Source organism: Blautia sp. MSJ-36 (assembly GCF_018917985.1).
Lineage (GTDB): Bacteria > Bacillota > Clostridia > Lachnospirales > Lachnospiraceae > Blautia_A.
In genome coordinates, this window is sequence record NZ_JAHLPQ010000005.1 from 108,716 (window position 1) to 131,103 (window position 22,388).

The following is a 22,388-nucleotide window of genomic DNA, read 5'->3' on the forward strand; positions in this document are numbered from 1 at the left end:
AATTGCTATGATCGCTTTCTGCTGGTTACCTCCGGACATGGAGCGTACTTTCGTGACCGGTCCCTGGCCGGAGCGGATATCATACTGTTTGATCAGACGGTTTGCATATTTTCTGATCTCTTTTCTCTTTAAGAAACCAAAATGGTTTGTAAACTGTGGTTCAAAATAACGTTCCAGAACAATGTTATCTTCCAGAGAATAATCCAGGACCAGACCATGCTTATGTCTGTCTTCCGGGATATGGCTCATGCCGGAAGTGATTCTTCTTCGGATGGGCATGTTTGTAATATCCTGTCCATTCATTGTGATCGTTCCTTCCTTTACCGGTTCCAGCCCGGAAAGGCCATATACCAGCTCCGACTGGCCATTTCCGTCAATTCCCGCGATACAGACGATCTCACCTCTTCTGACATCAAAGGATACATGATTCACCGCATTGTTCTTGTGTTGTTTTGATGCAACGGTCATATTCCTTACACTTAATACAACATCTCCTGTTTTCGCCGGTTTTTTATCTACAACAAAATTTACATCTCTTCCAACCATCATTGCAGAAAGCTTTTCCGGTGTTGTATCTTTGATATCTACAGTTCCGATATATTTTCCTTTTCGAAGCACGCTGCAGCGGTCTGCCACTGCCATGATCTCCGCAAGTTTATGGGTAATAAACAAAATACTTTTACCTTCTGCTGCAAGGTTCTTCATGATCACCATAAGCTCATTGATCTCCTGGGGAGTAAGTACCGCTGTAGGCTCATCAAAGATCAGGACCTCATTATCACGATACAGCATTTTCAGGATTTCCGTTCTCTGCTGCATACCAACTGTGATATTTTCGATCTTCGCATCCGGGTCAACAGAAAGACCATATTTTTCAGATAGCTCCACAACCTTTTTTCTTGCTTCATCCTTTTTCAGAAAGCCGCCTTTTGTTGTGGTTTCCACACCCAGCATGATATTATCCAGAACAGAAAAACATTCTACCAGTTTGAAATGCTGGTGGACCATACCAATCCCCAGTTCATTGGCATCATTAGGATCCTGGATATCCTCTTTCTTACCGTTTTTTCTGATCTCGCCCTCTTCCGGCTGATATAATCCAAACAAAACACTCATCAGCGTGGATTTTCCGGCACCGTTTTCTCCAAGCAGTGCATGGATCTCACCTTTTTTCAACTGAAGTGTGATATTGTCATTGGCTACAATCCCCGGAAAACGTTTTGTTATATTTAACATTTCAATCACATACTCGCTCATTGTTTTCCTCCTTTATTTCATCATTCATGTTTTATTATTTAATGCTGCCGTAATCGGTTGCTGTGATCTCTGTTTCCGGAAATGTTGTACTATCGCTGGACACTTCATATTCTCCGTTATACATTCGCTGTACCAGCTTCTGATAATCTTCTTTCGTAAAAGTACCATCCCACTGCGTGGTCTCTTCCGGAAGCTGTACATAATTTTCAGCCGGATCCGGGGATTCCATTCCAAGGTTTTCGATTTTTCCTACATATTTATCCCATTCATTATCCAGGATCGCATCCAGCACATTATCAATGGTAACCTGCAGACCTTTCATTGCAGAAGTCACAGTCAGGCCTTCTTTGTAATCGTCAATAGTTGCGGACTGGTCGGAGTCAACACCGATAACTTTTCCGCCGATTTTAACTGCCGCCTCTGCCGCAGAAGTATAAATTCCTCCACCACAGGCAAATACAACTTCCACACCTTTTGATCCATACCAGGTATCCATGTAAGCCGTGATATCTGCGTCTCCATAGAACTGTCCGCCACATACATACTCAACCTGTACTTCATCTGTGATTCCAAGCTCTTTTGCAGCTGCATCTGCTCCCTGAACATATCCGTAGCCATAGCGGTTAACTGCCGGAACAGACATTCCGCCCAGAAATCCCAGATGGCGGTATCCAAGCATGACTGCCGCATAACCGGCCATAAATCCGGAAAGTTCTTCCTGATAAGTACAGCAGTATACGTTATCCTCATTGTAATAATCCGTTACATTATAGTGATCCGGATTGTAGTCATATCCTTCTCCGATACCCTTTTCGCAGATATCACCGGCACTTACATCCAGTGCCAGGAATTTCACCTCCGGGTACAGATCCGATTCATCGATCACAGTCGGTGCAAACACATAGCCGGAAAGCACAATTACATTCGCGCCATCTGCCACTGCCTGATCCACACTTGCTGTTCTGGCTTCATCCGAATCGCTCTGGGGTTTGTAATAGTTGAACTCAATGTCATTTTCCTTTCCCCATGCCTTACATGCTTCGTAAGTCATCTGATTGAAGCTCTGGTCTGTGATATCACCGGAGTCTGTTACCATTGCTACTTTCATTTTCTCTTCTGAAGCATCCGCCGCATTTTTGTTCTGTGTGCTTCCACATCCTGCAAGCGATCCAGTCATCGCCGCCGCTAATAATACTGCCATTATTTTCCGTTTCATTATGGCATCTCCTTTCATGATTTTTGTTCTGTCTTCCGCATTTGTTAGGCCAAAGTATAAATGACATTGGTCCTTTTTCATAGGACACATGTCTTTTTTTAATGGTCCTTTCTATATTTCGTTGGTTATTTATAATTTGTTATCTTTCTTTTTGGTTATTTTATACAATTTCTCTGCATCTATTTTCCTGCTACATTATGTTTTCGGGCACAAAAAAAGGACTGCACCTCAATACAGTCCATTCCTTTCATTCTTTACATACATCCACCCAGCCCTCAGCTCCGGAAATCTGTTCCAGCTCTTCGATGGAAAGCTTCACGGCACTGTGATCATCTCCTGCTGCCGGATAAACAATGTCAAACTGCCGCAGGCTCTCATCCAGATATACATTCACGCCTTCGTTGATCCCGAACGGGCAAACGCCTCCAGGTGCATGTCCAATCTGGCTTTCTACCTCATCAAATGGTATCATTTTCGCTTTTACATGAAAGGTACCCTTATATTTCCGGTTATCGATCCTGGCAGTTCCTTCCGTCAGGATCAGCACCGGCTGGTCATCCTGAAGAAACGACATGGTCTTTGCGATCATCCCCGGTTCCACGCCCAGAGCCTGGGCCGCCTCCACAACGGTCGCCGTAGAATCTTCCAGCCGGATCACATGATCCAGCATTCCTTTGTTTTTCAGATATTCTTCTGCTTTTTCCAGTGACATTTCCTGTACCTCCAAAATATCTATTTTATGTCAAAAATCCCTTACAAGACCCGTTCATACATCTTGTATTCCGTCCAGCCGGTATCCTCATAAAACATATCTTTTGCCTGGACAAAACGAAATCCACATCCTGTATAGAGTCTCTCCGCAGCTGTATTGGTACCCAGGATATCCAGCCTTACCTTTTTTTCTTTTCCGTTTTTGCCAGTTTCAGGATTTCCTCCATGAAATACCTGCCGATGCCTTTACCCTGCCTGGAAGGAGAAACAGCCAGTGCATGGGGCACAAGAATTTCATTTTCTCCACATTCAATGCTCCAGGTCACGCCTGCATATCCTTCATTACAGGCACTGTTCAGGATCACGCTTGCACAAAGCCCACCCCCTTCTTCCAGTACAAAAAGTTCTCCTCTGTCAAGGCTTTCCTGTAAAAAAGAATCTGTGGGATAAATTCCTTTCTTCCATCCGATCTTATCATTCTGGTCACTCATCTCATCGATAAGATCCCAGTAAAACTGTTTTATCCTGTGAAAATCTTCCAGGTTTGCCTTCTTAAATAACATCGTTCATTCTTCCTTACATTATAGTCCAGTTTATTCATAAGATATAATGATCTTCTTACAATGCTCACAGCGATAAGCATCGATCCGGTCACCATAGATCATTTTCGACAGACCTTTTTCTGTGTTTAACCGCATGGACTCTCCCCTGGTTCTCCATTCCATTCCGGAAGTCAAGCGGATATTCGCAATCCGCTTCGCTACTTGCTCATAACCAAATAACTGCTCCGCAGTTTATCAGGAGGAGCTTGCACTCCTCCTGATACAAGCAAGTCCCCACCTACTGCTTATTGCTTTTCGCAATTGAAGCAGGGGACTTACTTGATTTGGTTAAAAGAATGGATCTGACCCTCACACATTTCTCTTCCGCAATAGGGGCATTTCAGCTTAACTTCCTCTGCATCCAGATCTTTTTCAAGGCACACAAGCTGGATATCCGGAATCCCGTTAAACGTACATTTTACAATCCCTGTTTCCTCATATCCAAGCTTCTGGTACAGCTTTCTTGCCCGGGTATTCCGTGCATTGGTATCCATTCGCAGTGAACTGCATCCGCAACGTCTGGCATAATCTTCATAGAATGCCACAAATTTTTTTCCATAGCCTTTATTCTTCTTTGAAGGTTCTACAGCCAGACAATGCAGCACCATAACTTCACTGTCCTCTGCTTCTACTCTCCACCGGGCATATTTATATTCCTCAACCTGGATCTGATTGATGATTGCTGCTGCCACAACTTCATTTTTCTCTTTCATAACGAACAGATCATTCCGGCTCAAAGCATCTTCTGCTGTCCTTCTCACCGGATATACATTCCGGATCCATCCGATCACAGCTCTTCCATTTTCTTCCTCATCATGAATATGTTCATAAATTCTCTCGATATCGTCAATATCTGTTTCTTTTGCTTTTAATATTTCCATTATCCTGTCTTTATCCTTTCTTCTGATCTGATCCAGCAGAGCCAGGGCCGCTTTCCTGCCTGCTCAGACACTCTTTAAGCTCAGCCAAAATTTTTGCCTCCTCAAGAGGTTTGGTAAGATGCTGGTTCATCCCGGAAATACGGCTGTTAATGATATCCTCAGAAAATGCATTGGCGCTCATGGCAATGATCGGTATTGTTCCGGCATCTGTTCTCTTCATGGAACGGATCTTGCGTGCCGCATCCCAGCCATTCATATTTGGCATCATAATATCCATGAAAATCACATCATAATACCCCGGCTGCGCTTTTTCAAATTTTTTCACTGCTTCTTCCCCATCAGCCGCACACTCTACGCGGATTCCGTTATTTTCCAGCATAAATTTTGCAATTTCCATGTTCAGTTCATTATCTTCCGCTATCAGGGCGCGCATTCCCTCAAAAGACATTTCCTGCCTGGTTCCGTTATCTGTTTTTGAAATTTCGTTTTTTTCCGGCTGTCCGATCTTAAACGGAAGTGTCATTGTTACAGCTGTCCCACTGCCCTTTTTACTTTTTATCTCAATGGTACCTTCCATTCTTTCTACAATCTTCTTAGCAATCGCAAGGCCAAGCCCCGCACCTTCGTATTTGGTTCTGCTGGTTTCATTTTCCTGAGAAAACATCTCAAATGCATGGCTTATAAACTCTTCACTCATGCCGATTCCGTTATCCTCGCATACAAATTCATACATCACATGACTGTCATCCACAGATTTTTCCCAACACCATACATGTATCGTGCCTCCTGGTTCTGTAAATTTCACCGCATTATCCGCAACTATCGTCAGAAGTCGCTCCAAATAAGCCGGGTTTCCTACCAGATATACATGCTTAAGATTTCCTCTTTTCCAGTCCACCACATAATCAATATTTTTTTCTTCCGCCAGAATCTGCTTATCGGTATTTGCTCTGCTTAACACCTCTGTGAGATCAAAATCCAGTTCCTGTTCAATAATATCTCCGGATTCCAGTTTACTCATATCCAGTATATTGCTTACAAGAGAAACCAGATGTTTGGAGGATTCCAGAACCTGATCTCTGCATTTTTGCTGCATTTCAAGATCATTTGGATAATGGTTTGCAAGATCGATCATACCGATGATCCCGTTCATTGGTGTACGGATATCATGACTCATGTTTGACAAAAACCTGGATTTAAGAGCTGCATCTTTTTTCGCTTCCGCCACCTGATACAGAAGCGATGCTTCCCGTTTCTTTGCCGCACTGATACTTCGGATCGCACAGAGCACATGTGTCAGATTTCCATCTGTGTCCCTTTTTTTTCAATAAAACGAAGTTTATGCCAGTTTCCATCCTTCATCCGGTATTCCATGGCAATGGTTTCTTCATTCTTCATTCGTTCCGGCAGCGTAGAAATATCTGTAAATTTAAAAAATGCCTCCTGATATTCCTCCGCAATATATTGTCTGTATACTTTTTTATTATTGACTGACAGAACACCGGAGTTTATAAAATTCAACTGTTCTTTATCTTTGTTTGAAATTTCTTCAAACCAGTCCGCCTGGATATCAATTCTTGATATATACTGATATGTTTTTGCAATGGAAGATATGATCTCGTTTCTCAGTTCCGCTTCCTCCAGTGCTTTCTCCAGTCGTTTCTGTGTCGCTTTTTCCTTATAAAGAATACTGTCTATACTGCGATATCCTAAAAATATGGTAAATGTTTTCTCATCGCTTTTTCCCTGTACCGCATAGGCTTCATAATATTTATTTTTTTCTGTTTCTGAAACGCTCTGGTAATGATAGGTAATCTTTTCCGTATTACAAAGCCTTCTCTTTATATTTCTGCAGGTATGCCAGTTCAGGAATTCTTCTCTGTCCTGTTCTAAAATAAAGGAATCCGCATATTCTTTCGCATAATCATCAAAATTGGCAAATGTTTTGTCTTTCCTGTCCGCCAGTTTTCTGGCATTTGTATTTTCAGCAAGACGGAGAATCTCAAATTTTCCGGAATTAAGTTCTATCCGATACAGGGAAACGTACTCCGGAAATAGTTTTCTTATGATAAATTCTTCATCGCTTAGCGGGTCCTGTATCTCGTCATCTGGATTTCTGTCCTTATCCCATGCCTGGATCAGTCCGGAACAGAATCCGCTCTTCCCGATAGGTGTGATTGTCACATGATATTTTTTTCCTTTTCGAATCACCATTTCACTGGACCTGTTCTCATATGCCGCCCCATAACAGGCGTATAACCACTTCTCATCAATTTTCGGGAACAGATCCAGAAAGGACCGATCGATCATCGCTTCCAGCCTGTAGTCTTTTATATCTGCAAAGGCCTGATTACAGTAACGGTAGATCCAGTCCACCGGCTGTCCTTTATCGTCCAGCACAAGTTCCAGCACGCAATATCCTACAGAACTATGGTCAAAAATATTCAGGTTAAATTGTTCTTTATATGACGGCATGGCATCACCTCCCTGATGATGTTGATTATTTTTTTATCAGATAAGAATATTTTCGAATCTGATAACGCAACAATTCCCTAATTCGATTACAGATTTCTTCAGAATATATCCCCGCAACGGAATCCAGAATGGCATTTACATCCTCAATGTTGAAATTAAAATCTATCTGGGTTCCATATAATTCTTCTGCTGCCTCAAGCTGAATGTCAAAATCCATGCTAAAAGGTTTTAATTCTATTTTTTCCAGGCAAGCCTCGTAGGATAATTCTAGTGGATAGTCCACACTGGTATCTGCAAATATGCAAAGTCCCTGGTCAAATAAAGGGCTGAGCGAATATCGCTGTGTTTTTTCATTATAGATCACAGCAATATTATTGGTATGTCTGTCCTCATTTACAAAAAAAGCATCAATCTCCAACATTGCCGTAATATACTTGCCAAAACCTTCAATCTCAGTTATACGTTCAACCTGTTCTACCATATACTGAATTCTTTCCGTAACTTCTTCAAAATCAGTCAGCCCAGAAGCTTCGAAACAAGTACCTCTGCCAGGCTCTCATATCCCATATAATCCGCCTTGTACCACAGGTTCTCAATCTTCCATTTACGTTGATCACCTTTTGATATATGCCCTGTCTTATGCAAAGGAGAATATTTATCAATTTCAACTTTATCCATAAAAATCATCTCTCCTTTTTTACCATCATGATCCATTGGTGATCCCCTTCCATATATCCATCTGTTTTTTCAATAATCAGAAGTGGATCGTAAAAAGGAATTCTCATATCTCTCAGGATTTCTTTTGCATGATCGCGTGTCCTGGGAAAACATCTGTCCTCCAGAAAATACTCAAAATCATTCCAGCTTGGATTATCCACAACTCCAAATGCTCTTAATGGTATCTGATCCGTATAATTTTTAATATAAATTTTTTCGTGTAAAAAATCTATATCTATCATCGTGCACAGATAATCCCTGTTCATAAAATACATCCTCATTTTTACATCTGGATCTTCACTGAAATTATGCACACGTTTTATCTGACTGTAGATCGTCTGTCTGGATACATGGTATTTTTTTGCAATTTCTGTAATCTTCACACCCTGCTTCTGCAACGCAAGGATATTCGCAAGCTGTGGATCTGTAAAAGAATTCTTTCTGCCGACAGGACTCCTGTTTGCAGAATTTCCTTTTTTTCTGTAGCATGCTGCATCTTCTGCGATTCGCCTTAATTCTTTAGCATCTGTTGTACCAAAAATCTCTCTGATCTGTTCCGTTAAGTCTGGTTCTTTTACTTTCATATAACCACCTCAGTTTGACTATAACATGCAAAAGAAAGAAGTGTCAAGTTTTTATTTCTTGACACTTCTTTCTTACGCAAATATTAGCTCTGTCATGTTTTATCAACCATATTCCTTTTGACTTTTCCTGAAATTTATGATACCGTTAGTTAGTAGAATCTAACAGCAAATCAATATCAAGGAGGCGTTGCTATGACCCCTGAAGAATATAAAAAACTTTCTGTCAAAGAATTTACGCAGGCAGCCAAAATCTATGACAGCGGCCATGCCGGTATTTACGAAATGTGCAAAGACGATTATCCTCCGATTCTGGCAGAACTGGAAAAAGAATCTTTTCATGATGTCCTGGACTGCGGCTGTGGAACCGGCCCGATGATCGAACTTCTTCATGAGAAATATCCGGATAAACACTACACCGGTCTGGATCTTACTCCTGAAATGATCCATGTGGCCCAGGCCAAGAATCTCTCCAACACGGAATTTCTTGTAGGTGACAGTGAAAATCTGCCCTTTGAGGATGATTCTTTTGATGCCGTTATCTGTGCAAACAGCTTTCATCATTATCCAAATCCCCAGGACTTTTTTAACAGTACCTACCGTGTCCTGCGTAAAGGCGGCCGCCTGATCCTGCGCGACTATACTTCCTCCAACTTTGTTGTCTGGCTTATGAATCATCTGGAGATGCCCCTGGCTAATCTGTTCGGACACGGCGATGTAAAGATACACAAACCTGCAGAATTCATCGCCATGGCAGAAAAAGCCGGATTCACCGTACTGACTATGGAAAAGCAGAAAGGCTTCCGCGCGCATCTTGTTGCGAGGAAATGATTTTTTATCATTTCCTCCCGCAATTCTTTTAATACTGATATTTCAGCATAAGCCTATATCCTGTCCCAATGCACACTTCTATATACTTTCCAGAAAATCCCGGATCACTTTTACATAATCATCCGCTTTCAAGATCGTAGAGAGATGTCCGCCTGAAACATACTGGATGACAGGATCATGCATCAGTTGTATAAGGTCTTTCTGCATCTTTCCGGAAAAGAAATCCTGGTCTGGAAGTATCAGAAGTATTTTTCCCTTAAGCATCCTAAAATCCGTTTCCGTAACCGGCGTCTGCTTCATCAGATCAGCAAGCAGACCAGAAATATGCACATCTTTTTCTTTGGTATAATCTTTGAAAATGGTTTCAAACATATCTTTGGCATATGCAAGTTCTTCTTTGCTCTCGTTCCGGCTGTGTCCCATTCCGACTTTGATCAGTTTCGGTTTCTCATAATTACAATGCTTCATATAAAACAGCATCAGCGGTGCCAAAAAATACTTTTTCCTGAGACTTTTTATCGTCTCTGCATCCATACCGCCTGTTGAAATCAGAATAAACCCTCCAACTTCCTTTGGATACGCCTGCGTGTAGATCTGGGCAACCATACCGCCATCACTTGCACCTATAAAAACCGGCTCTTTGATCCCAAGCTTTTCAAAAAAACCGTGCAAACTCTATTTTTTACAGCTCTTATCTATTCTGTCTCTGACTTATTTTTTTCCATACAGAATGCCCATTCCCCTTATCATCCACGGTGTTGTCACAAAACCTGGAATGAACTCCAGCTTCTTCTCCAGGTTTCCTATGTAATGTACTTCTGAGATTCCCTCTGCTTTTAATATACGGACAAATTCATCCATATCTCCGTACAGTGCTTTCTGAGAAAACATATCCTGGAAGGAAAAAGCTCCACCTTTTTTTACTACTCTGAGCGCTTCTTTTACCACATCTCTCTTGTCTTTTGCAGAGCGCACTTCATGAAATACAAAGTTGCTCACTGCAGCATCAAACGTTCCGTCCGGAAAATCCAGTTTTGCAGCATCACCTTTCCAGAAAGTGATCTGATCTGCAACTCCCTCGATCCGCGCATTTCTCTCACACTGCTCTTTTGCATAACTCCATTCTACTCCCCAGTAATCCACTGCGGTGATCCTGGCCTCAGGAAACGCTTTTGCACAGCGAACTGTAAGTGCAGCAGCTCCGCATCCGATATCCAGAAGCTTCCCTTCTCCGTTCCATTTAAGATAATCCACAAGATGCTCATGGACTCCTGCCATCATATTGCCTTTTCCAAATGCGAAAATTTCATGGCAGATCAGCATGTAGACTGCATAGAGCAGTGACAGTATGCAGAGCGCCCCCAGCACTATAGCAATCACCGGCTTATGCAACACAGCCTTCGCTGCTACAGTAATTACAAGAAAGACTGCTGCCAGCCCAAACATCAGATACAGCATTTTCTCTGGTACCCAGTTTCCATAATTTGTTTTTTCTTTCATGCTTCTTACCTCCAATTCCCACATATTCCGTCATTTTTTCAGTTCCTCTCAAATCCAAGAAATCTGGTTCCCTGAAAACTTAATTCACCAACATCTCCCTCTGCCATCTGACCATATTCCTTTCCTGCGACAGACAGCTCCATCCGGTCACCGCTTTTTACTTCAAAAGTCACATAGTAACTGGTTGATGTAGTGGTGCTGAAACCATCAGACTGCTGATTATGGAAAACCTTCGTTCGCTTTGCAACAATCTTAGCAGTGACCGTTAACCTGGGAGAATTGTTATTTTTATTCCATGTGCTGATATTTTTCACAAAAATATAAACCATCGTTCCTAAGACACAGAAAAATATAATTGCAAATAAAATATTAAATACCTGGTCAAGTCCATAAAACATAATTTCTTCCCCCTTTATCTGCCCAGAGATTCTTTTATTATATCGGCGTTCCTACCTCGATCAGATTTCCATCATTATCCAATATCATATCCAAGCCAAACAGATCATGATAAAACTGTTTCGATTTTTCGATGTCTTTTACTACTATCAAAACGTTTTTTAATTTCATAGACACTCCTCCAACTCTTATTAATTGAAGTTTACCATACTATAATGTTCTATACAACTAACATATTTACTGTCAGTCACTTCATCTTCTGAATTCTTTCGGAGTACTCGGATGTCTGAGAAAATTTCAAAAACATGACACTGATGAATAACACCACAATTTCCACCACCGTAATTTGTTGCAATAATCGGCTGAATATATTGACCAACTCCTGTAAAAATGAATTGAACCAAATAACACAGTTGAAGATCACAGCCGTTCCAACCGTTCATTGATCGTAAGATATTCTATAAACTTCCTGGTTGCCGGAGTCAGCTTTGTTCTGTCTTTCATTACCAGTCCAATTTCTCTGAAATATGGATTTCTGAATGATCGGATCGCGATCTGGTATGGAATTCGTCTCAGGATCATATCCGGAAGCACTCCCACTCCCAGTCCCCGCTCCACCATTGACATGATGGCATAATCTTCCCATGTGGTAAAACGGATATTGGGATGTGCATGGTTCTTCTCCAGCAATTCGGATACCTCCGTTTTTCCTCCGTGCTCCAGAAGCAAAAAAGACTGATCGTTCAGATCTTCATAATCCAGTAATTTTTTCTCTGCAAGGGGATGATCTACCGGAAGTACAGCCTTGTATTCATCTTTTTTAAGACTTATCACATCAAAGGCCCCACCTGCCGGCAGCCGCAGAAAACCGCAGTCTACACGTCCTTCATCGATCCATTTTTCCACTTCCTCATAATCGCCCAGAAGCATTTCATAATCAATTCCCGGATAATCTTTCTGAAACCTTGCAAACACATCCGGCAGCCAGTTGATCGCCACACTGGAAAAAGTTCCGATCCTGACAGTACCGCTCTGGATTCCGTTGATCTCATTCACCTTTTGCTGTATTTCCTCGAAATCGCTTACTATTTTTCTTACATATGGCAGGATCTGTTTGCCGGAAGAAGTCAGACAGACGCCCTTTTTATTCCGCTGCAATAACGAAATCCCCCACTCTTTTTCCAGATCCGCGATCATCTTGCTGATCGATGACTGTGCATAATTCAGACTGTCTGCGGCTTTCGTAAAGCTCCCTGTATCTACTGTTTTTACAAAAGCAAGATATTTCAGCAAATTCTTATCCATTTATTATCATTCCTTTTTTCGATGTTATTTATCAAATATATTCGCTTTTTCTATTATAATAATTGAGTTACAATGATTCAAGATTATTGGGAAAGGATTTAAAGATATGCGCTATTCAGAAAAAAACATCGATATGCTCACAGGTTCTTTATACAGAAGTATTCTTTTTTTACCATTCCGATTGCCCTCAGCAGTATGCTGCAGCAATTATTTAATGCAGCCGACACTGCGATCGTAGGATTATTCGACACATCGTCTTCTCTTGCTGCCGTAGGGACCAACGGAAAAATTATTGCCCTGATCGTGGCTCTGTCATCCGGATTATCTGTAGGAGTCAATGTATTGGTTGCTCAGCAGATCGGGCAGCATAAAGAACAGAATATTGTTCCTATCATCCGCACAGCCATGTCCCTGGCTGTAATGATCGGTGTGGCCGGCCTTATTATCGGTCAGTGTATTTCTGCACCGTTACTGGGTCTTATCAAAACACCTTCCGATATCCTTGATTCCTCCGTGCTTTATCTTCGGATCTATTTTGTCAGTTATCCCTTTCTGCTGCTTTATGATTTTGGTTCTGCGATCCTTATAATCTGCCGCCTGAAAAAGGATACTTCTTCTTTTCCATTTGCACTTCATAAATGTGATCTTTATTCCGGATCTGTAAGTGCAATTCTTAAGGTGGGAATCCCTTCGGCCATCCAGGGTGCTGTATTCTGCTTTGCCAATATATTTGTACAGGCCTCTGTGAACAGCTTTGGCTCTTCTTCAATTGCAGGCAGTACTATTGCCATGAACTTTGAATATTTTACCTATTACGTGATTACTGCTTTCGGTCAGACAGCTACCACCTTTACCAGCCAGAATTACTCTGCCGGGCAGCTTCGCCGATGCAGAAAAATTCTGCGGATATGTCTGGTCTTCTCTATTGTGAGCAGTCTGATCCTTATTGAACCACTTGTCATATTCCGGAATTTTTTTGTAGGATTTTTTTCTGCAGATCAAACAGTGATACAAAATGCCTGCCTTCGTATCCTGTGCATTCTTTTTTTCGAACCGCTGTGCAACCTGTACGAGATCCCGGCAGGCGTATTAAGAGGTACCGGACATTCCCTGTACCCGGCTGTTGCTACTATTATTGGAACCTGCTGTTTTCGCATTGTATGGATCTGTACGGTTTTCAGACATTATCATCAGTTAAATATTCTGTATTATGCGTTCCCGATTTCATGGGTGTTAACGATAATCCTTATTACAATCGGATTCATTGCAAAAAAGCCAGATAAGACGTTTTGACTTATCTGGCTTTGAAGTATCATATTCTTCCGTGCGTAAAGAGGACATTCGCAATCCGCTTCGCGACCTGTGTTCAGGATGTTATCTCATTTCCACAATTTCCCTTCTTTATAATGTTTTCTGCAAAGCGCCACATAGCTCTCATTTGATCCCAACATGATCTGGGCACCTTCCCGCACAATCTTTCCGTTGGAATATCGGGTATTGCACTGTGCACGCTTCCCGCACCAGCAGACAGTGGGAACTTCTTCGATAACATCTGCTATTTCCATCAGTCGCCTGGAACCGGGAAACAGGTGGTTCAAAAAGTCTGTACGAAGGCCATAGCAGAGAACCGGAATCTCATAAAAATCCACAATATCTGATAATGTATCGACTTCTTCCGGGGAAAGAAACTGTGCTTCATCCACCAGAATGGCATTTACTTTTTTTTCGTGATACAGATATTCTGCTTCCCTGGTATCCCATAATTCCGAAATTTTTTTCATAAAATCGTCCACATATTCAGCCGGAGCCGCCAGACCTATGCGGGACTGGATCTCGTGCTCTCCATCTCTGTTATCTGTTCTTGGTTTCAGCAACACCGCATACTGCCCACGTTCTTCATAATTATAACGAACCATCAGAATATTGGCAGATTTCGAGCTTCCCATCGCCCCGTATCTGAAATATAGTTTTGCCATTTTTTGTTTCTCCTTTATTACTCATACTGCTCAGGTCTTCGAAGGGATAAATAATCCAGGCTGCTTCTGACTTTTTTTACCTCCTGCAGATCAATATCACACACCAGTAACTGCTCCCTGTCATCTGCTTTTGCAAGGACTTTCCCTCTTGGATCGATCACGATGGATTCCCCGGCAAACTGCATTTTATCTTCTGTTCCGACACGGTTGCACATGGCAATGAAAACCTGGTTCTGCATGGCCTGAACCCGCATTTCCCATTCAAACATTTCCATTGGCTCTGCTTTTGTATTTGCAGTCGGGACTATGATCAGGTCTGCACCTTTTTTTGCACAGGTACGGATGCTTTCCGGCATATGTCTGTCAAAACAGATTACAATGCCGATCTTTCCAAATGGTGTGGCAAAAACTTTAAAGCCGTCCTCCGCCGGTGTATAATAATCCTGCTCATAAAAATTTTCATTCTGTGCGATGTGGACCATTTTTGCAGTATCTCGGATTTTTCCTTCCGGGGAGATCCAAAGAGAAGTATCGTATCTGGCTCCTTCTGATTCCAGATAGACATTTGGTGATAAATAATATCGATGCTCCCTGGCTTTCTGGCACAATCTTACCAGTGCATCATTATCCATATCTATACAGTAATGATCCACACATATATTGTGATACTGCGGAAAAAACGGTGTCAGCTGTATTTCCGGAAAAAAGACCAGATCACAGTTTTCTGCCATATCACAGTATTTCAGGCTTTTATCAAGATTCTCGGATATTTCCTTTCCCATACTCATCTGTACAAGTGCAATTTTCATTTACCGTTCCCCTTCACATCCTTCATTTTTTCCAAAAGTTTGCTATAAACATGCTCCACAAACCACGGTTCTGTAGATCTCTCCAATGCTTCTTCCGGTGAAAACCAGGCTACGCCGCTGTTTTCATCTGCTTTTATGGAAACCGCTTCTTCCGGGTCTGCCTCAAGGAAATATGTGATATTAAAGTGCAGATGGCTGGATACGTATTTTCCTTTTTTCACATGACCATCTACAGTCAGGGATTCCATAGAAAAAATCTCCTCGGACACCGGATGAACATTGGAGATTCCGGCTTCTTCCTTTACCTCCCGGATCGCAACAGACAGAAGATCCGTCTCCCCATCCGCATGTCCTCCAAGCCAGGACCAGGAGTTGTAAATATTGTGATATACCATAAGAACTCTGGTTCGCTCCCTGTTCACAACCCAGGCGGAAGCCGTCATATGGGCTACTGTATTTTCTCTGGAAAAAGCATTCTCATTATTTCTGATCCAGTCCAGGATCAGGATTTTATCTCTCTCCTCCTGCTCGTTATAAGGCTTATATTCTTTTATCTGATTGATCAGTTTCTGGCAGTTCATTGTTATCCTTTCCTTTCGACTTTATCAACACAATATCAATACACCACTGGTAAATCCCGCATCCTGTACCTGTTAACAGACAAATAAACCTTTTGCTTATCTGGATAGCCTCATATACAAAAGCGGATACGGATTCCCTTCCTCATCATACTCCGTTCTTTTATATGTCTGAAATCCCATATGCTCATAAAAGCCGACTGCCTGGGGATTCTGTTCGTTTACGGTGAGTTCCTGAATGTTATAAGTTTCAATACCGTACTGAAGCAGCTGCTTTCCAAGCCCTTTTCCTCTGACCTCCGGAGAAAGGAAGAGCATTTCCAGCCGATTACTGTCAATTTCCATAAATGCAACAGGCTCTCCGAATTCTTTTTCCGCAATGATCAGATATTCTACATTTTCTATTGCCATGGGAACATATTCCCTGATCTTGATGATCTCTTCTTCCGAAAGAAAATCATGGGTTGCCCGTACAGAACTTTCCCAGACATTTAATAACTGCCGGATCAGTTGCTGAGTTCTCTCCTGAACCTGAACGATCTTTTTTTCCATCTATTTATCCTCTCGTTTATCTTATATCAAACTGATATCAGTATACCATAAAAAAGCCAGAGCAGCCTCCTCAATTTCGGAAGCTTCCCTGTCCCATTTTATACTTTTACGCTCCACATATTTCTGTATTTTCTGAAATAAAAAATACTCATAAGAATACTCAAAACCTCACCAGCTGTAATGGACATCCATACTCCATCCATGCCAAAGATCCCTGGCAGTATCAGTACCGGCGCGATCATGAAAATGACAGTTCGGCAGAAAGATAAGATCGCAGATGTTTTTCCATCGTTTAATGCAGTGAACCAGCCGGATGCAAATACGTTGTAGGCCATCATCAGGAAGCTGGTTGCCACGATCCGGAATCCATACAGTGCGATCGTCTCCACCTGGGCGTTGTTTTTTGCAAAAAAATCTACTATAGCACCGCCTGCCAGATAACTTAGCACAGTGACCACAATTCCTGCAATTCCCAAAGTCCATATACTGATGCAGAACAGCTTGGAAAGCCGTTCTTTATCTCCACGTCCCAGATTATAACTGACAACAGAAGAAATTCCATTTATATAACCACGGAACAATCCGCCGAACAGTTCCTGTGCATACAGGATAATCGTCAGAGAAGCCACTCCATCTGATCCGCCAATCTTCATCAGAATACGGTTAAACAGAATCGCGATTACAGAAAATGCAAGCACATTGACCATCTCTGAAGCGCCATTAATACAGCTGTTCACAATAGTCCGCATTCTCCACTTTGGTCTTACAATGTGCAAAATCTGTTTTCGATTGAAGCTGAACCATAAAATTCCTGCAATGGACGGAAATGCATATCCGATTCCTGTTGCAATAGCTGCGCCTGCCAGTCCCCAGTGAAAAATCTTCCTGTGCTTCTCTCTGCTTACCTTCTCCTAATTTTTTTGCTACCAGTGCATTTCCACCACTGCCAAACATCATTCCGATTGCCGACGCAAGAAAGATCATTGGCATTGTGATATTGATCGCAGATAACGCATCTGTATCCACCAGTCTTGCAATAAAAATCCCATCCACCGTAGAATACAGGCTGGAAAAAATACTGGATAAAATCGTTGGCAATGCAAATACGATCAGCCAGCGGAAACTGACTTCATGTTCTAATTTAACTTGTGTATCCAAAAAATATCTCCTCTCTTATATATCTTCCATCTTACTCAGTAAGATATCCGCAAATTTATTCTGTACTGTAATAACAGTTTCCACATCTCTGTCATCCAGCATTCCTATGACTTCTTCCTCATACTGAAACAGCGGCTGAACCAGATTTCTGGCAAAACGTTCTCCACTTTCTGTCAGTGATATGATCTTTTCTCTTTTGTTCTGTGGATTAACCTGCATCCAGATATATCCTGCATTTAACTGTTTCTTAATAAGGCTGTTAACAGAAGTCTTAGGTGCTCCCAGTTTCATACTTAACTCTTTCTGTGTGATCTCCCTGTTTTCCTTCTGAAAAATTTCATAAAACATCATCATTTCATATAAAGTTAATTTATGTTTCGTAGCCCATACATCATATACCTGATCTATTTTCTGTGCTGATTCATAGATCCGGTCAATTTTTTCCCGGTTTGTCAATGATATTTACCTCCATAAAAAATAGTACGATTTCGTACCGTTAGATATTAGTTCGAAATCGTACTATTGTCAATAGCAATTTATAAAATTTAAGAATTATTTCACTCTGCACTCCGGCTCTTTCCCAGAAGCAGAATTCCCACCAGCAAAAATACAGGGAAAATAACCCCTGCCAGGATTCCTTTTTTCAGGTTGTCTGATAATATCCCGGACACAAATCCAACTAAAGTCGGACCTCCGGAGCATCCTACATCTCCGGCCAGTGCCAGAAGCGCAAACAGGGATGTACCTCCTCTTCGCAGTGCCATGGATGCCTTGCTGAAACTTCCCGGCCACATGATCCCTACGGAAAATCCGCAGATGGAACAGCCGATCAATGACACAAATGCAGATGGTGCAAGGGAGATACACAGATAGGAAATAATACAGAGAATGCTGCTGCCGATCATAAATTTGTCCAGATCGATCCGGTCTCCGAATTTTCCATAAAAAGCTCTGGAACTTCCCATCAGGATTGCAAATGCCATAGGACCTGCAAGATCACCGATGGTCTTACTTACGCCAAGTCCCATCTCCGCAAATGTGGATGCCCACTGGCTGACGCCCTGCTCGCTGGCTCCCGCACACAGCATCATCAACATCAGAATCCAGAATGTTTTATTTCTGCATAATTCTTTTATGGTCATTCCTGTCTCACCCTCTTCGATGAGCGTTGCAATAGGAACTTTTGTAAATGCGATACCATTCACTACTGGAATGATCGCCCAGATCAGTGCCATGATCTTCCAGTTTTCAATTCCGCATATCCGGAAGAAAATCGTAGAAAGCAGAACCACTGCAACATGCCCCCAGCAGTAAAAAGAATGAAGAAGGCTCATTGCCTTTTCTTTATTATCACTTGGGCAGCTCTCCACAATAGGGCTGATCAGCACTTCGATCAATCCGCCGCCTACTGCATAGATCACTACGGAAATAAATAATCCCGCAAATGCATTAGGCAAAAGATCCGGCAGGATCACCAGGCAGATCAGTCCTGCCGCTGAAAATACATGAGCCAGAACAATGGAAATCCGGTAGCCGATCCGGTCTACAAATTTTGCAGACAGAAGATCAATGAGCAGCTGGATCCCGAAATTGAATGTGATCAGCATTGTGATCTGGCTCAGTGGAATATGGTAGCTTTTTTCAAATGTCAGAAAAAGCAGCGGCACAAAGTTATTTACGATTGCCTGCACGATGTAACCCACAAAACAGGCATATACCGTTTTCTGATATTTGTCTTTCATCAGAAATCCTCCTCCATATTATTGTAATTCCTTTTCAATCTTTTGTATTATATCACCACATTTTAAAATTGTAATTGCACTTTTCTTTCATTTTATAGTACAATATCACTATATATAACAGAAAGGAATTTTGTAATCTCATGCAGAACATTCATACAAACAGCAATCTGCAGGAAACCACAAAACACGGCGGACCTGATTTTCCTTTGGAATTTTATATAGATGATACTCGAAAATTTTATAATAACGATATCAATTGGCACTGGCATAAGGAATTTGAGATCATCTGCGTTTCAGAGGGTACTGTTACTTGCCAGGTTGAGCAGAAAACCTATACCTTACATTCCGGCGAAGGAATTTTTATCAACAGTGGTATGCTGCATCATTTCACAGCCGAAAACTATGGCGTCATGCCTAATATTGTATTTTCCCCCACTTTTCTTGCTCCAAATGAAAGTCTTATTTACAAAAAATATATTCTGCCATTAGAAAATGCCATGCTTCCCTGCGTTATTTTCAAGCAGCAAACATGGCAAAAACATATTCTGGATCTCTGCGGTCAATTGTTTCTTAATCTGGCCTCACCGGAAAGACAGGAGCTTCTCATTCATAACCTTTTAAGTGAAATCTGGCTTATTATGACAGAGCATCTTTCCCCGGAACAGCTTACTCCCAGATCAAGTGTTCTGCCTTCACACTCTGAACGCATGATTCCAATAATGCTCGAGTATATCCAGACACACTACGCCGCCCCAATATCACTGACAGATATTGCAGCTGCAGCGAATATCAGTCCCAACACCGCTTTACGCTATTTCCGGGAAAATATCGGAATATCCCCGGTCGAGTATCTTATTCAATATCGTATCAGCATCGCCTGCAAAATATTAAGGGAAAGCTCTGACAAAATAGCCAGCGTTTCTGTCAGAGTCGGATATGACAATGTCAGTTATTTTTGCAGGATCTTTAAAAAACTTGTAGGAAAATCTCCCTCTCAATATCGAACTGAAGCGAAATCATCCGTTAATTTTCCCGGCAAATTTTCCTGAGATACTTCCGGGTACGAGCCTTGCACCGATATTCATCGCCTTTGTTAATATCCCTCATTTAACCGGACAATATTCTTTAATTCTTTTCCGTTCAGATATCGTTCCAGATTTTCCATGCAAATGTTCCAGATCATATCCTGAACTTCTGCGTTTCCTCCGAAACTTGGGCCTGCGATGTGTGGGGTGAGAATAACCTGGTCCATTTCCCACAGCGGAGAATCGAACGGAAGTGGTTCTGTCTCAAATACATCCAGGACTACGCCTTTTAAGTGGCCCTCCTGTAATGCCCGGATCAGGTCTTCTGTTGGAATAAGGCTTCCTCTTCCTACATTGATTAGAACTGCATCTTTTTTCATGGAATGCAGACGGTCGTAATTCAGAAGTCCTTTTGTTTCCAAAGTTCCCGGAAGGCAGCCGATCACAATGTCCGCCTGTGGCAGTTTATCATCCAGTGCTGTCAGATCGTATACCTCATCAAAGTCTTTCAGCTGCTGCGAATGTTCTGAGACTGCTGTTCTTTTTATTCCAGTCACATGGGTTTCAAATGCTTGCATTCTGTGAGCGATGTTTTTTCCGATGTCACCGGTTCCCAGGATAAGAACATTTTTTCCATATATGGTGTCTGATGATCTATTCTGTACCCAGAGACATTCCTGCTTGTTTTTCCAGTAAACAGGAAGTCCTCGATACAAGGCAATGATGTTCCCGATCACATATTCCGATATAATTTTTCCGAAAGCTCCGGAAGCATTGGTCAATGTAATAGTTTCCGGGAATATTTTCATTTTTGTATATTTGTCTGCGCCAGCCCAGGTCAGCTGGATCCAATGGAGATTTTCGGCTTTCCGAAGTTCCGATTCTTCCGGTTCTCCGATCACAACCTCTGCTGTTGTAATGGAGTCCCTGGTTTCATTTTCTTCAAAAACAAACTCACATTTCTCTCCAAATTTTGTTATAAACCTGTTTCGGATTTCCGCGTCACACTGTGGCTTTATCAGGACTTTTATTTTCTTCTCTGTATTTTCCATGATGTTCTTCTCCGCAGGCGATTTTCAGGACTCATTTACCAGTTTTCCGGTCATATGCTCCGGTTCCAGCTCCAGGCAGAGAACTGCAGGACCGGAATGTTTCAGTTCATGTTCCACGTATGCTTTATCATCCGTGAATTTTTTGCATAAATTTGTGCAGATTTCCACGATCTTTTCCGGTTCTTCCACTATACGGAGGCGTCCAAACACAATCACACTTCGAATGTTTAGTGCCCATTCTCCTTCCTTTCGATATCCCTCGTCCATAACACAGAATGAAACTTTGTCACAATTTTTGATGGCATCAATCTTATGACCAGATTTTGCTCCGTGGAAATAGATTTTTCCATCTTTCTCGTTATACCAGTGGGTCATAGGCATTCCATAGGGATATCCATCCTCTCCCTGCACGGAAAGCACGCCTCTTGGTTCTTTTTTCAGGATTTCGATACATTCTTCTTTGGTTAATTCCTGTTTGGATCTTCTCATTTTTCGAAACATAAGCTAGTCCTCCTCTTGCCCTGTATTAGTCTATTTTCTGTCTGCTATGACTGTTTTTTCGTTATCTTTACTTTACTATCTTTCAAAAATAACTTTATATGTTCCCAGCACCTGTCTGCATGGAATTTTTGCTGCATTTTCTGCTGTAAATGTATCTCTGGGATAGGTCGTTTCCGGCTCTTGTGGATAGGCTGGAAGGGTTTTTCCGATGCTGACACCATGGGCATCCTTTTCAGTAAACTTCCACTGAAATGTGCAGTCACAGAATTCTTTATTCTCGGCGATCGTCTCCGGCTTTTTTAATTCCGGTGTTTCTTTCAGGAAATAACATCCCGCATTGTCTTTTTCTACCGGTGTGTTAAATTCCAGATAACCATTACTGTTGTCCTGGATCTCTGCATTGATTCTGAGAACCGGACGCAGAGAAACAAATCCCTCCGGAATGATTGCCCTGATCCTGTCCTGCTCAATGCCATAGGCCATTACGTATTGTTCTACCTGCATGAATTTTTCCCCTTGTTAC

Annotated in this window: 28 protein-coding genes and 2 pseudogenes; 3 read left to right on the forward strand and 27 right to left on the reverse strand. The window is 41.9% G+C overall.

Annotated elements, in window-relative coordinates; translation table 11 throughout:
• Positions 1–3: 3 nt before the first annotated feature.
• From KQI39_RS17860 to KQI39_RS05930, 11 genes and pseudogenes are all read right to left on the reverse strand, one after another.
• Positions 4–1,257, reverse strand: a pseudogene (locus tag KQI39_RS17860) (ABC transporter ATP-binding protein); the annotation flags it as partial.
• A 34-nt stretch (positions 1,258–1,291) separates the two neighbouring features.
• Positions 1,292–2,473 (reverse strand): BMP family lipoprotein, encoded by a 1,182-nt coding sequence (locus KQI39_RS05895; RefSeq protein ID WP_216417177.1) that lies wholly within the window; start codon positions 2,471–2,473, stop codon positions 1,292–1,294.
• A 247-nt stretch (positions 2,474–2,720) separates the two neighbouring features.
• Complete coding sequence (locus KQI39_RS05900) at positions 2,721–3,185, reverse strand: YbaK/EbsC family protein (protein ID WP_215706751.1); 465 nt, start codon at positions 3,183–3,185, stop codon at positions 2,721–2,723.
• Between the two features lie 178 nt (positions 3,186–3,363).
• Positions 3,364–3,747 (reverse strand): GNAT family N-acetyltransferase, encoded by a 384-nt coding sequence (locus KQI39_RS05905; protein WP_021976111.1) that lies wholly within the window; start codon positions 3,745–3,747, stop codon positions 3,364–3,366.
• 30 nt (positions 3,748–3,777) lie between these two features.
• Positions 3,778–3,909, reverse strand: a complete 132-nt coding sequence (locus tag KQI39_RS17295; RefSeq protein WP_256443721.1) for a PF20097 family protein — start codon at positions 3,907–3,909, stop codon at positions 3,778–3,780.
• Between the two features lie 152 nt (positions 3,910–4,061).
• Complete coding sequence (locus tag KQI39_RS05910) at positions 4,062–4,667, reverse strand: GNAT family N-acetyltransferase (RefSeq protein ID WP_215706749.1); 606 nt, start codon at positions 4,665–4,667, stop codon at positions 4,062–4,064.
• Positions 4,668–4,677: 10 nt separating this feature from the next.
• On the reverse strand, positions 4,678–5,958 hold the full coding sequence (locus KQI39_RS05915; protein ID WP_216417179.1) for an ATP-binding response regulator: 1,281 nt from the start codon (positions 5,956–5,958) through the stop codon (positions 4,678–4,680).
• Between the two features lie 5 nt (positions 5,959–5,963).
• Entirely contained in the window at positions 5,964–7,142 is a 1,179-nt protein-coding gene (locus KQI39_RS05920) for a hypothetical protein (protein WP_216417181.1), read from the reverse strand.
• A 25-nt stretch (positions 7,143–7,167) separates the two neighbouring features.
• Positions 7,168–7,623, reverse strand: a complete 456-nt coding sequence (locus tag KQI39_RS05925) for a hypothetical protein (RefSeq protein WP_253293080.1) — start codon at positions 7,621–7,623, stop codon at positions 7,168–7,170.
• Between the two features lie 35 nt (positions 7,624–7,658).
• A complete protein-coding gene (locus tag KQI39_RS17300) occupies positions 7,659–7,820 on the reverse strand; it encodes a hypothetical protein (protein WP_244092664.1) in 162 nt (53 codons plus the stop codon).
• A 5-nt stretch (positions 7,821–7,825) separates the two neighbouring features.
• Positions 7,826–8,443 (reverse strand): helix-turn-helix domain-containing protein, encoded by a 618-nt coding sequence (locus KQI39_RS05930; RefSeq protein WP_148448129.1) that lies wholly within the window; start codon positions 8,441–8,443, stop codon positions 7,826–7,828.
• Between the two features lie 192 nt (positions 8,444–8,635).
• Between KQI39_RS05930 and KQI39_RS05935 the strand changes: the two genes are divergently transcribed.
• Complete coding sequence (locus KQI39_RS05935) at positions 8,636–9,271, forward strand: class I SAM-dependent methyltransferase (RefSeq protein ID WP_148448127.1); 636 nt, start codon at positions 8,636–8,638, stop codon at positions 9,269–9,271.
• A gap of 78 nt (positions 9,272–9,349) precedes the next feature.
• Here KQI39_RS05935 and KQI39_RS05940 read toward each other — a convergent pair whose 3' ends face one another.
• The 5 genes and pseudogenes from KQI39_RS05940 to KQI39_RS05960 form a co-directional block, all read right to left on the reverse strand.
• Positions 9,350–9,943, reverse strand: coding sequence for an alpha/beta fold hydrolase (locus KQI39_RS05940; RefSeq protein ID WP_215707981.1), 594 nt, complete (start codon positions 9,941–9,943; stop codon positions 9,350–9,352).
• A 39-nt stretch (positions 9,944–9,982) separates the two neighbouring features.
• Positions 9,983–10,771 carry a class I SAM-dependent methyltransferase gene (locus tag KQI39_RS05945; protein ID WP_195567171.1) on the reverse strand — a complete coding sequence of 263 codons (789 nt, stop codon included), beginning with the start codon at positions 10,769–10,771 and terminating at the stop codon, positions 9,983–9,985.
• A 38-nt stretch (positions 10,772–10,809) separates the two neighbouring features.
• Positions 10,810–11,169, reverse strand: coding sequence for a DUF2500 domain-containing protein (locus KQI39_RS05950; RefSeq protein WP_148448121.1), 360 nt, complete (start codon positions 11,167–11,169; stop codon positions 10,810–10,812).
• Between the two features lie 58 nt (positions 11,170–11,227).
• Positions 11,228–11,338, reverse strand: a pseudogene (locus KQI39_RS05955) (VOC family protein); the annotation flags it as partial.
• A 249-nt stretch (positions 11,339–11,587) separates the two neighbouring features.
• Positions 11,588–12,472, reverse strand: a complete 885-nt coding sequence (locus tag KQI39_RS05960) for a LysR family transcriptional regulator (RefSeq protein ID WP_215707980.1) — start codon at positions 12,470–12,472, stop codon at positions 11,588–11,590.
• A 180-nt stretch (positions 12,473–12,652) separates the two neighbouring features.
• On the opposite strand from KQI39_RS05960, the gene KQI39_RS17660 reads away from it, so the two are divergent.
• Complete coding sequence (locus KQI39_RS17660; protein ID WP_330653958.1) at positions 12,653–13,765, forward strand: MATE family efflux transporter; 1,113 nt, start codon at positions 12,653–12,655, stop codon at positions 13,763–13,765.
• 86 nt (positions 13,766–13,851) lie between these two features.
• Here the strand turns inward: KQI39_RS17660 and KQI39_RS05970 are convergent, their stop codons facing one another.
• The 8 genes from KQI39_RS05970 to KQI39_RS06005 all read right to left on the reverse strand — a co-directional run bounded on the left by KQI39_RS05970 (position 13,852) and on the right by KQI39_RS06005 (position 19,287).
• Positions 13,852–14,448: a thymidine kinase gene (locus tag KQI39_RS05970; RefSeq protein ID WP_216417185.1), complete on the reverse strand. Its 597-nt coding sequence runs from the start codon at positions 14,446–14,448 to the stop codon at positions 13,852–13,854.
• Between the two features lie 17 nt (positions 14,449–14,465).
• Positions 14,466–15,257: a carbon-nitrogen hydrolase family protein gene (locus KQI39_RS05975; protein ID WP_118071669.1), complete on the reverse strand. Its 792-nt coding sequence runs from the start codon at positions 15,255–15,257 to the stop codon at positions 14,466–14,468.
• Complete coding sequence (locus KQI39_RS05980) at positions 15,254–15,838, reverse strand: NUDIX hydrolase (RefSeq protein ID WP_118063144.1); 585 nt, start codon at positions 15,836–15,838, stop codon at positions 15,254–15,256. The genes KQI39_RS05975 and KQI39_RS05980 overlap by 4 nt, the downstream gene beginning before the upstream one ends.
• Positions 15,839–15,934: 96 nt before the next feature.
• Positions 15,935–16,387: a GNAT family N-acetyltransferase gene (locus tag KQI39_RS05985; RefSeq protein WP_216417187.1), complete on the reverse strand. Its 453-nt coding sequence runs from the start codon at positions 16,385–16,387 to the stop codon at positions 15,935–15,937.
• A gap of 98 nt (positions 16,388–16,485) precedes the next feature.
• Positions 16,486–17,124: an MATE family efflux transporter gene (locus tag KQI39_RS05990; RefSeq protein WP_216417189.1), complete on the reverse strand. Its 639-nt coding sequence runs from the start codon at positions 17,122–17,124 to the stop codon at positions 16,486–16,488.
• A complete protein-coding gene (locus KQI39_RS05995) occupies positions 17,108–17,545 on the reverse strand; it encodes an MATE family efflux transporter (RefSeq protein ID WP_148448108.1) in 438 nt (145 codons plus the stop codon). The genes KQI39_RS05990 and KQI39_RS05995 overlap by 17 nt, the downstream gene beginning before the upstream one ends.
• A 15-nt stretch (positions 17,546–17,560) precedes the next feature.
• Positions 17,561–18,001: a MarR family winged helix-turn-helix transcriptional regulator gene (locus KQI39_RS06000; RefSeq protein WP_021976129.1), complete on the reverse strand. Its 441-nt coding sequence runs from the start codon at positions 17,999–18,001 to the stop codon at positions 17,561–17,563.
• A gap of 101 nt (positions 18,002–18,102) precedes the next feature.
• On the reverse strand, positions 18,103–19,287 hold the full coding sequence (locus tag KQI39_RS06005; protein WP_148448106.1) for an MFS transporter: 1,185 nt from the start codon (positions 19,285–19,287) through the stop codon (positions 18,103–18,105).
• Positions 19,288–19,427: 140 nt separating this feature from the next.
• Between KQI39_RS06005 and KQI39_RS06010 the strand changes: the two genes are divergently transcribed.
• Positions 19,428–20,336, forward strand: a complete 909-nt coding sequence (locus KQI39_RS06010) for an AraC family transcriptional regulator (protein WP_216417192.1) — start codon at positions 19,428–19,430, stop codon at positions 20,334–20,336.
• Positions 20,337–20,380: 44 nt separating this feature from the next.
• Here KQI39_RS06010 and KQI39_RS06015 read toward each other — a convergent pair whose 3' ends face one another.
• The 3 genes from KQI39_RS06015 to KQI39_RS06025 all read right to left on the reverse strand — a co-directional run bounded on the left by KQI39_RS06015 (position 20,381) and on the right by KQI39_RS06025 (position 22,369).
• Positions 20,381–21,364 carry a D-2-hydroxyacid dehydrogenase gene (locus KQI39_RS06015; RefSeq protein ID WP_216417194.1) on the reverse strand — a complete coding sequence of 328 codons (984 nt, stop codon included), beginning with the start codon at positions 21,362–21,364 and terminating at the stop codon, positions 20,381–20,383.
• A gap of 24 nt (positions 21,365–21,388) precedes the next feature.
• Complete coding sequence (locus KQI39_RS06020) at positions 21,389–21,865, reverse strand: pyridoxamine 5'-phosphate oxidase family protein (protein ID WP_216417196.1); 477 nt, start codon at positions 21,863–21,865, stop codon at positions 21,389–21,391.
• Between the two features lie 75 nt (positions 21,866–21,940).
• On the reverse strand, positions 21,941–22,369 hold the full coding sequence (locus tag KQI39_RS06025; protein ID WP_021976134.1) for a hypothetical protein: 429 nt from the start codon (positions 22,367–22,369) through the stop codon (positions 21,941–21,943).
• Positions 22,370–22,388: the final 19 nt, after the last annotated feature.

What these genes read in the sequence shown, in the direction of transcription:
- KQI39_RS05895 (WP_216417177.1), bottom strand. Translation starts at nt 2,473, where the DNA reads ATGAAACGGAAAATAATGGCAGTATTATTAGCGGCGGCGATGACTGGA.
- KQI39_RS05900 (WP_215706751.1), bottom strand. Translation starts at nt 3,185, where the DNA reads ATGTCACTGGAAAAAGCAGAAGAATATCTGAAAAACAAAGGAATGCTG.
- KQI39_RS05905 (WP_021976111.1), bottom strand. Translation starts at nt 3,747, where the DNA reads ATGTTATTTAAGAAGGCAAACCTGGAAGATTTTCACAGGATAAAACAG.
- KQI39_RS17295 (WP_256443721.1), bottom strand. Translation starts at nt 3,909, where the DNA reads ATGGAATGGAGAACCAGGGGAGAGTCCATGCGGTTAAACACAGAAAAA.
- KQI39_RS05910 (WP_215706749.1), bottom strand. Translation starts at nt 4,667, where the DNA reads ATGGAAATATTAAAAGCAAAAGAAACAGATATTGACGATATCGAGAGA.
- KQI39_RS05920 (WP_216417181.1), bottom strand. Translation starts at nt 7,142, where the DNA reads ATGCCGTCATATAAAGAACAATTTAACCTGAATATTTTTGACCATAGT.
- KQI39_RS05925 (WP_253293080.1), bottom strand. Translation starts at nt 7,623, where the DNA reads ATGGTAGAACAGGTTGAACGTATAACTGAGATTGAAGGTTTTGGCAAG.
- KQI39_RS17300 (WP_244092664.1), bottom strand. Translation starts at nt 7,820, where the DNA reads ATGGATAAAGTTGAAATTGATAAATATTCTCCTTTGCATAAGACAGGG.
- KQI39_RS05930 (WP_148448129.1), bottom strand. Translation starts at nt 8,443, where the DNA reads ATGAAAGTAAAAGAACCAGACTTAACGGAACAGATCAGAGAGATTTTT.
- KQI39_RS05935 (WP_148448127.1), top strand. Translation starts at nt 8,636, where the DNA reads ATGACCCCTGAAGAATATAAAAAACTTTCTGTCAAAGAATTTACGCAG.
- KQI39_RS05945 (WP_195567171.1), bottom strand. Translation starts at nt 10,771, where the DNA reads ATGAAAGAAAAAACAAATTATGGAAACTGGGTACCAGAGAAAATGCTG.
- KQI39_RS05950 (WP_148448121.1), bottom strand. Translation starts at nt 11,169, where the DNA reads ATGTTTTATGGACTTGACCAGGTATTTAATATTTTATTTGCAATTATA.
- KQI39_RS05960 (WP_215707980.1), bottom strand. Translation starts at nt 12,472, where the DNA reads ATGGATAAGAATTTGCTGAAATATCTTGCTTTTGTAAAAACAGTAGAT.
- KQI39_RS05970 (WP_216417185.1), bottom strand. Translation starts at nt 14,448, where the DNA reads ATGGCAAAACTATATTTCAGATACGGGGCGATGGGAAGCTCGAAATCT.
- KQI39_RS05975 (WP_118071669.1), bottom strand. Translation starts at nt 15,257, where the DNA reads ATGAAAATTGCACTTGTACAGATGAGTATGGGAAAGGAAATATCCGAG.
- KQI39_RS05980 (WP_118063144.1), bottom strand. Translation starts at nt 15,838, where the DNA reads ATGAACTGCCAGAAACTGATCAATCAGATAAAAGAATATAAGCCTTAT.
- KQI39_RS05985 (WP_216417187.1), bottom strand. Translation starts at nt 16,387, where the DNA reads ATGGAAAAAAAGATCGTTCAGGTTCAGGAGAGAACTCAGCAACTGATC.
- KQI39_RS06005 (WP_148448106.1), bottom strand. Translation starts at nt 19,287, where the DNA reads ATGAAAGACAAATATCAGAAAACGGTATATGCCTGTTTTGTGGGTTAC.
- KQI39_RS06010 (WP_216417192.1), top strand. Translation starts at nt 19,428, where the DNA reads ATGCAGAACATTCATACAAACAGCAATCTGCAGGAAACCACAAAACAC.
- KQI39_RS06015 (WP_216417194.1), bottom strand. Translation starts at nt 21,364, where the DNA reads ATGGAAAATACAGAGAAGAAAATAAAAGTCCTGATAAAGCCACAGTGT.
- KQI39_RS06020 (WP_216417196.1), bottom strand. Translation starts at nt 21,865, where the DNA reads ATGTTTCGAAAAATGAGAAGATCCAAACAGGAATTAACCAAAGAAGAA.
- KQI39_RS06025 (WP_021976134.1), bottom strand. Translation starts at nt 22,369, where the DNA reads ATGCAGGTAGAACAATACGTAATGGCCTATGGCATTGAGCAGGACAGG.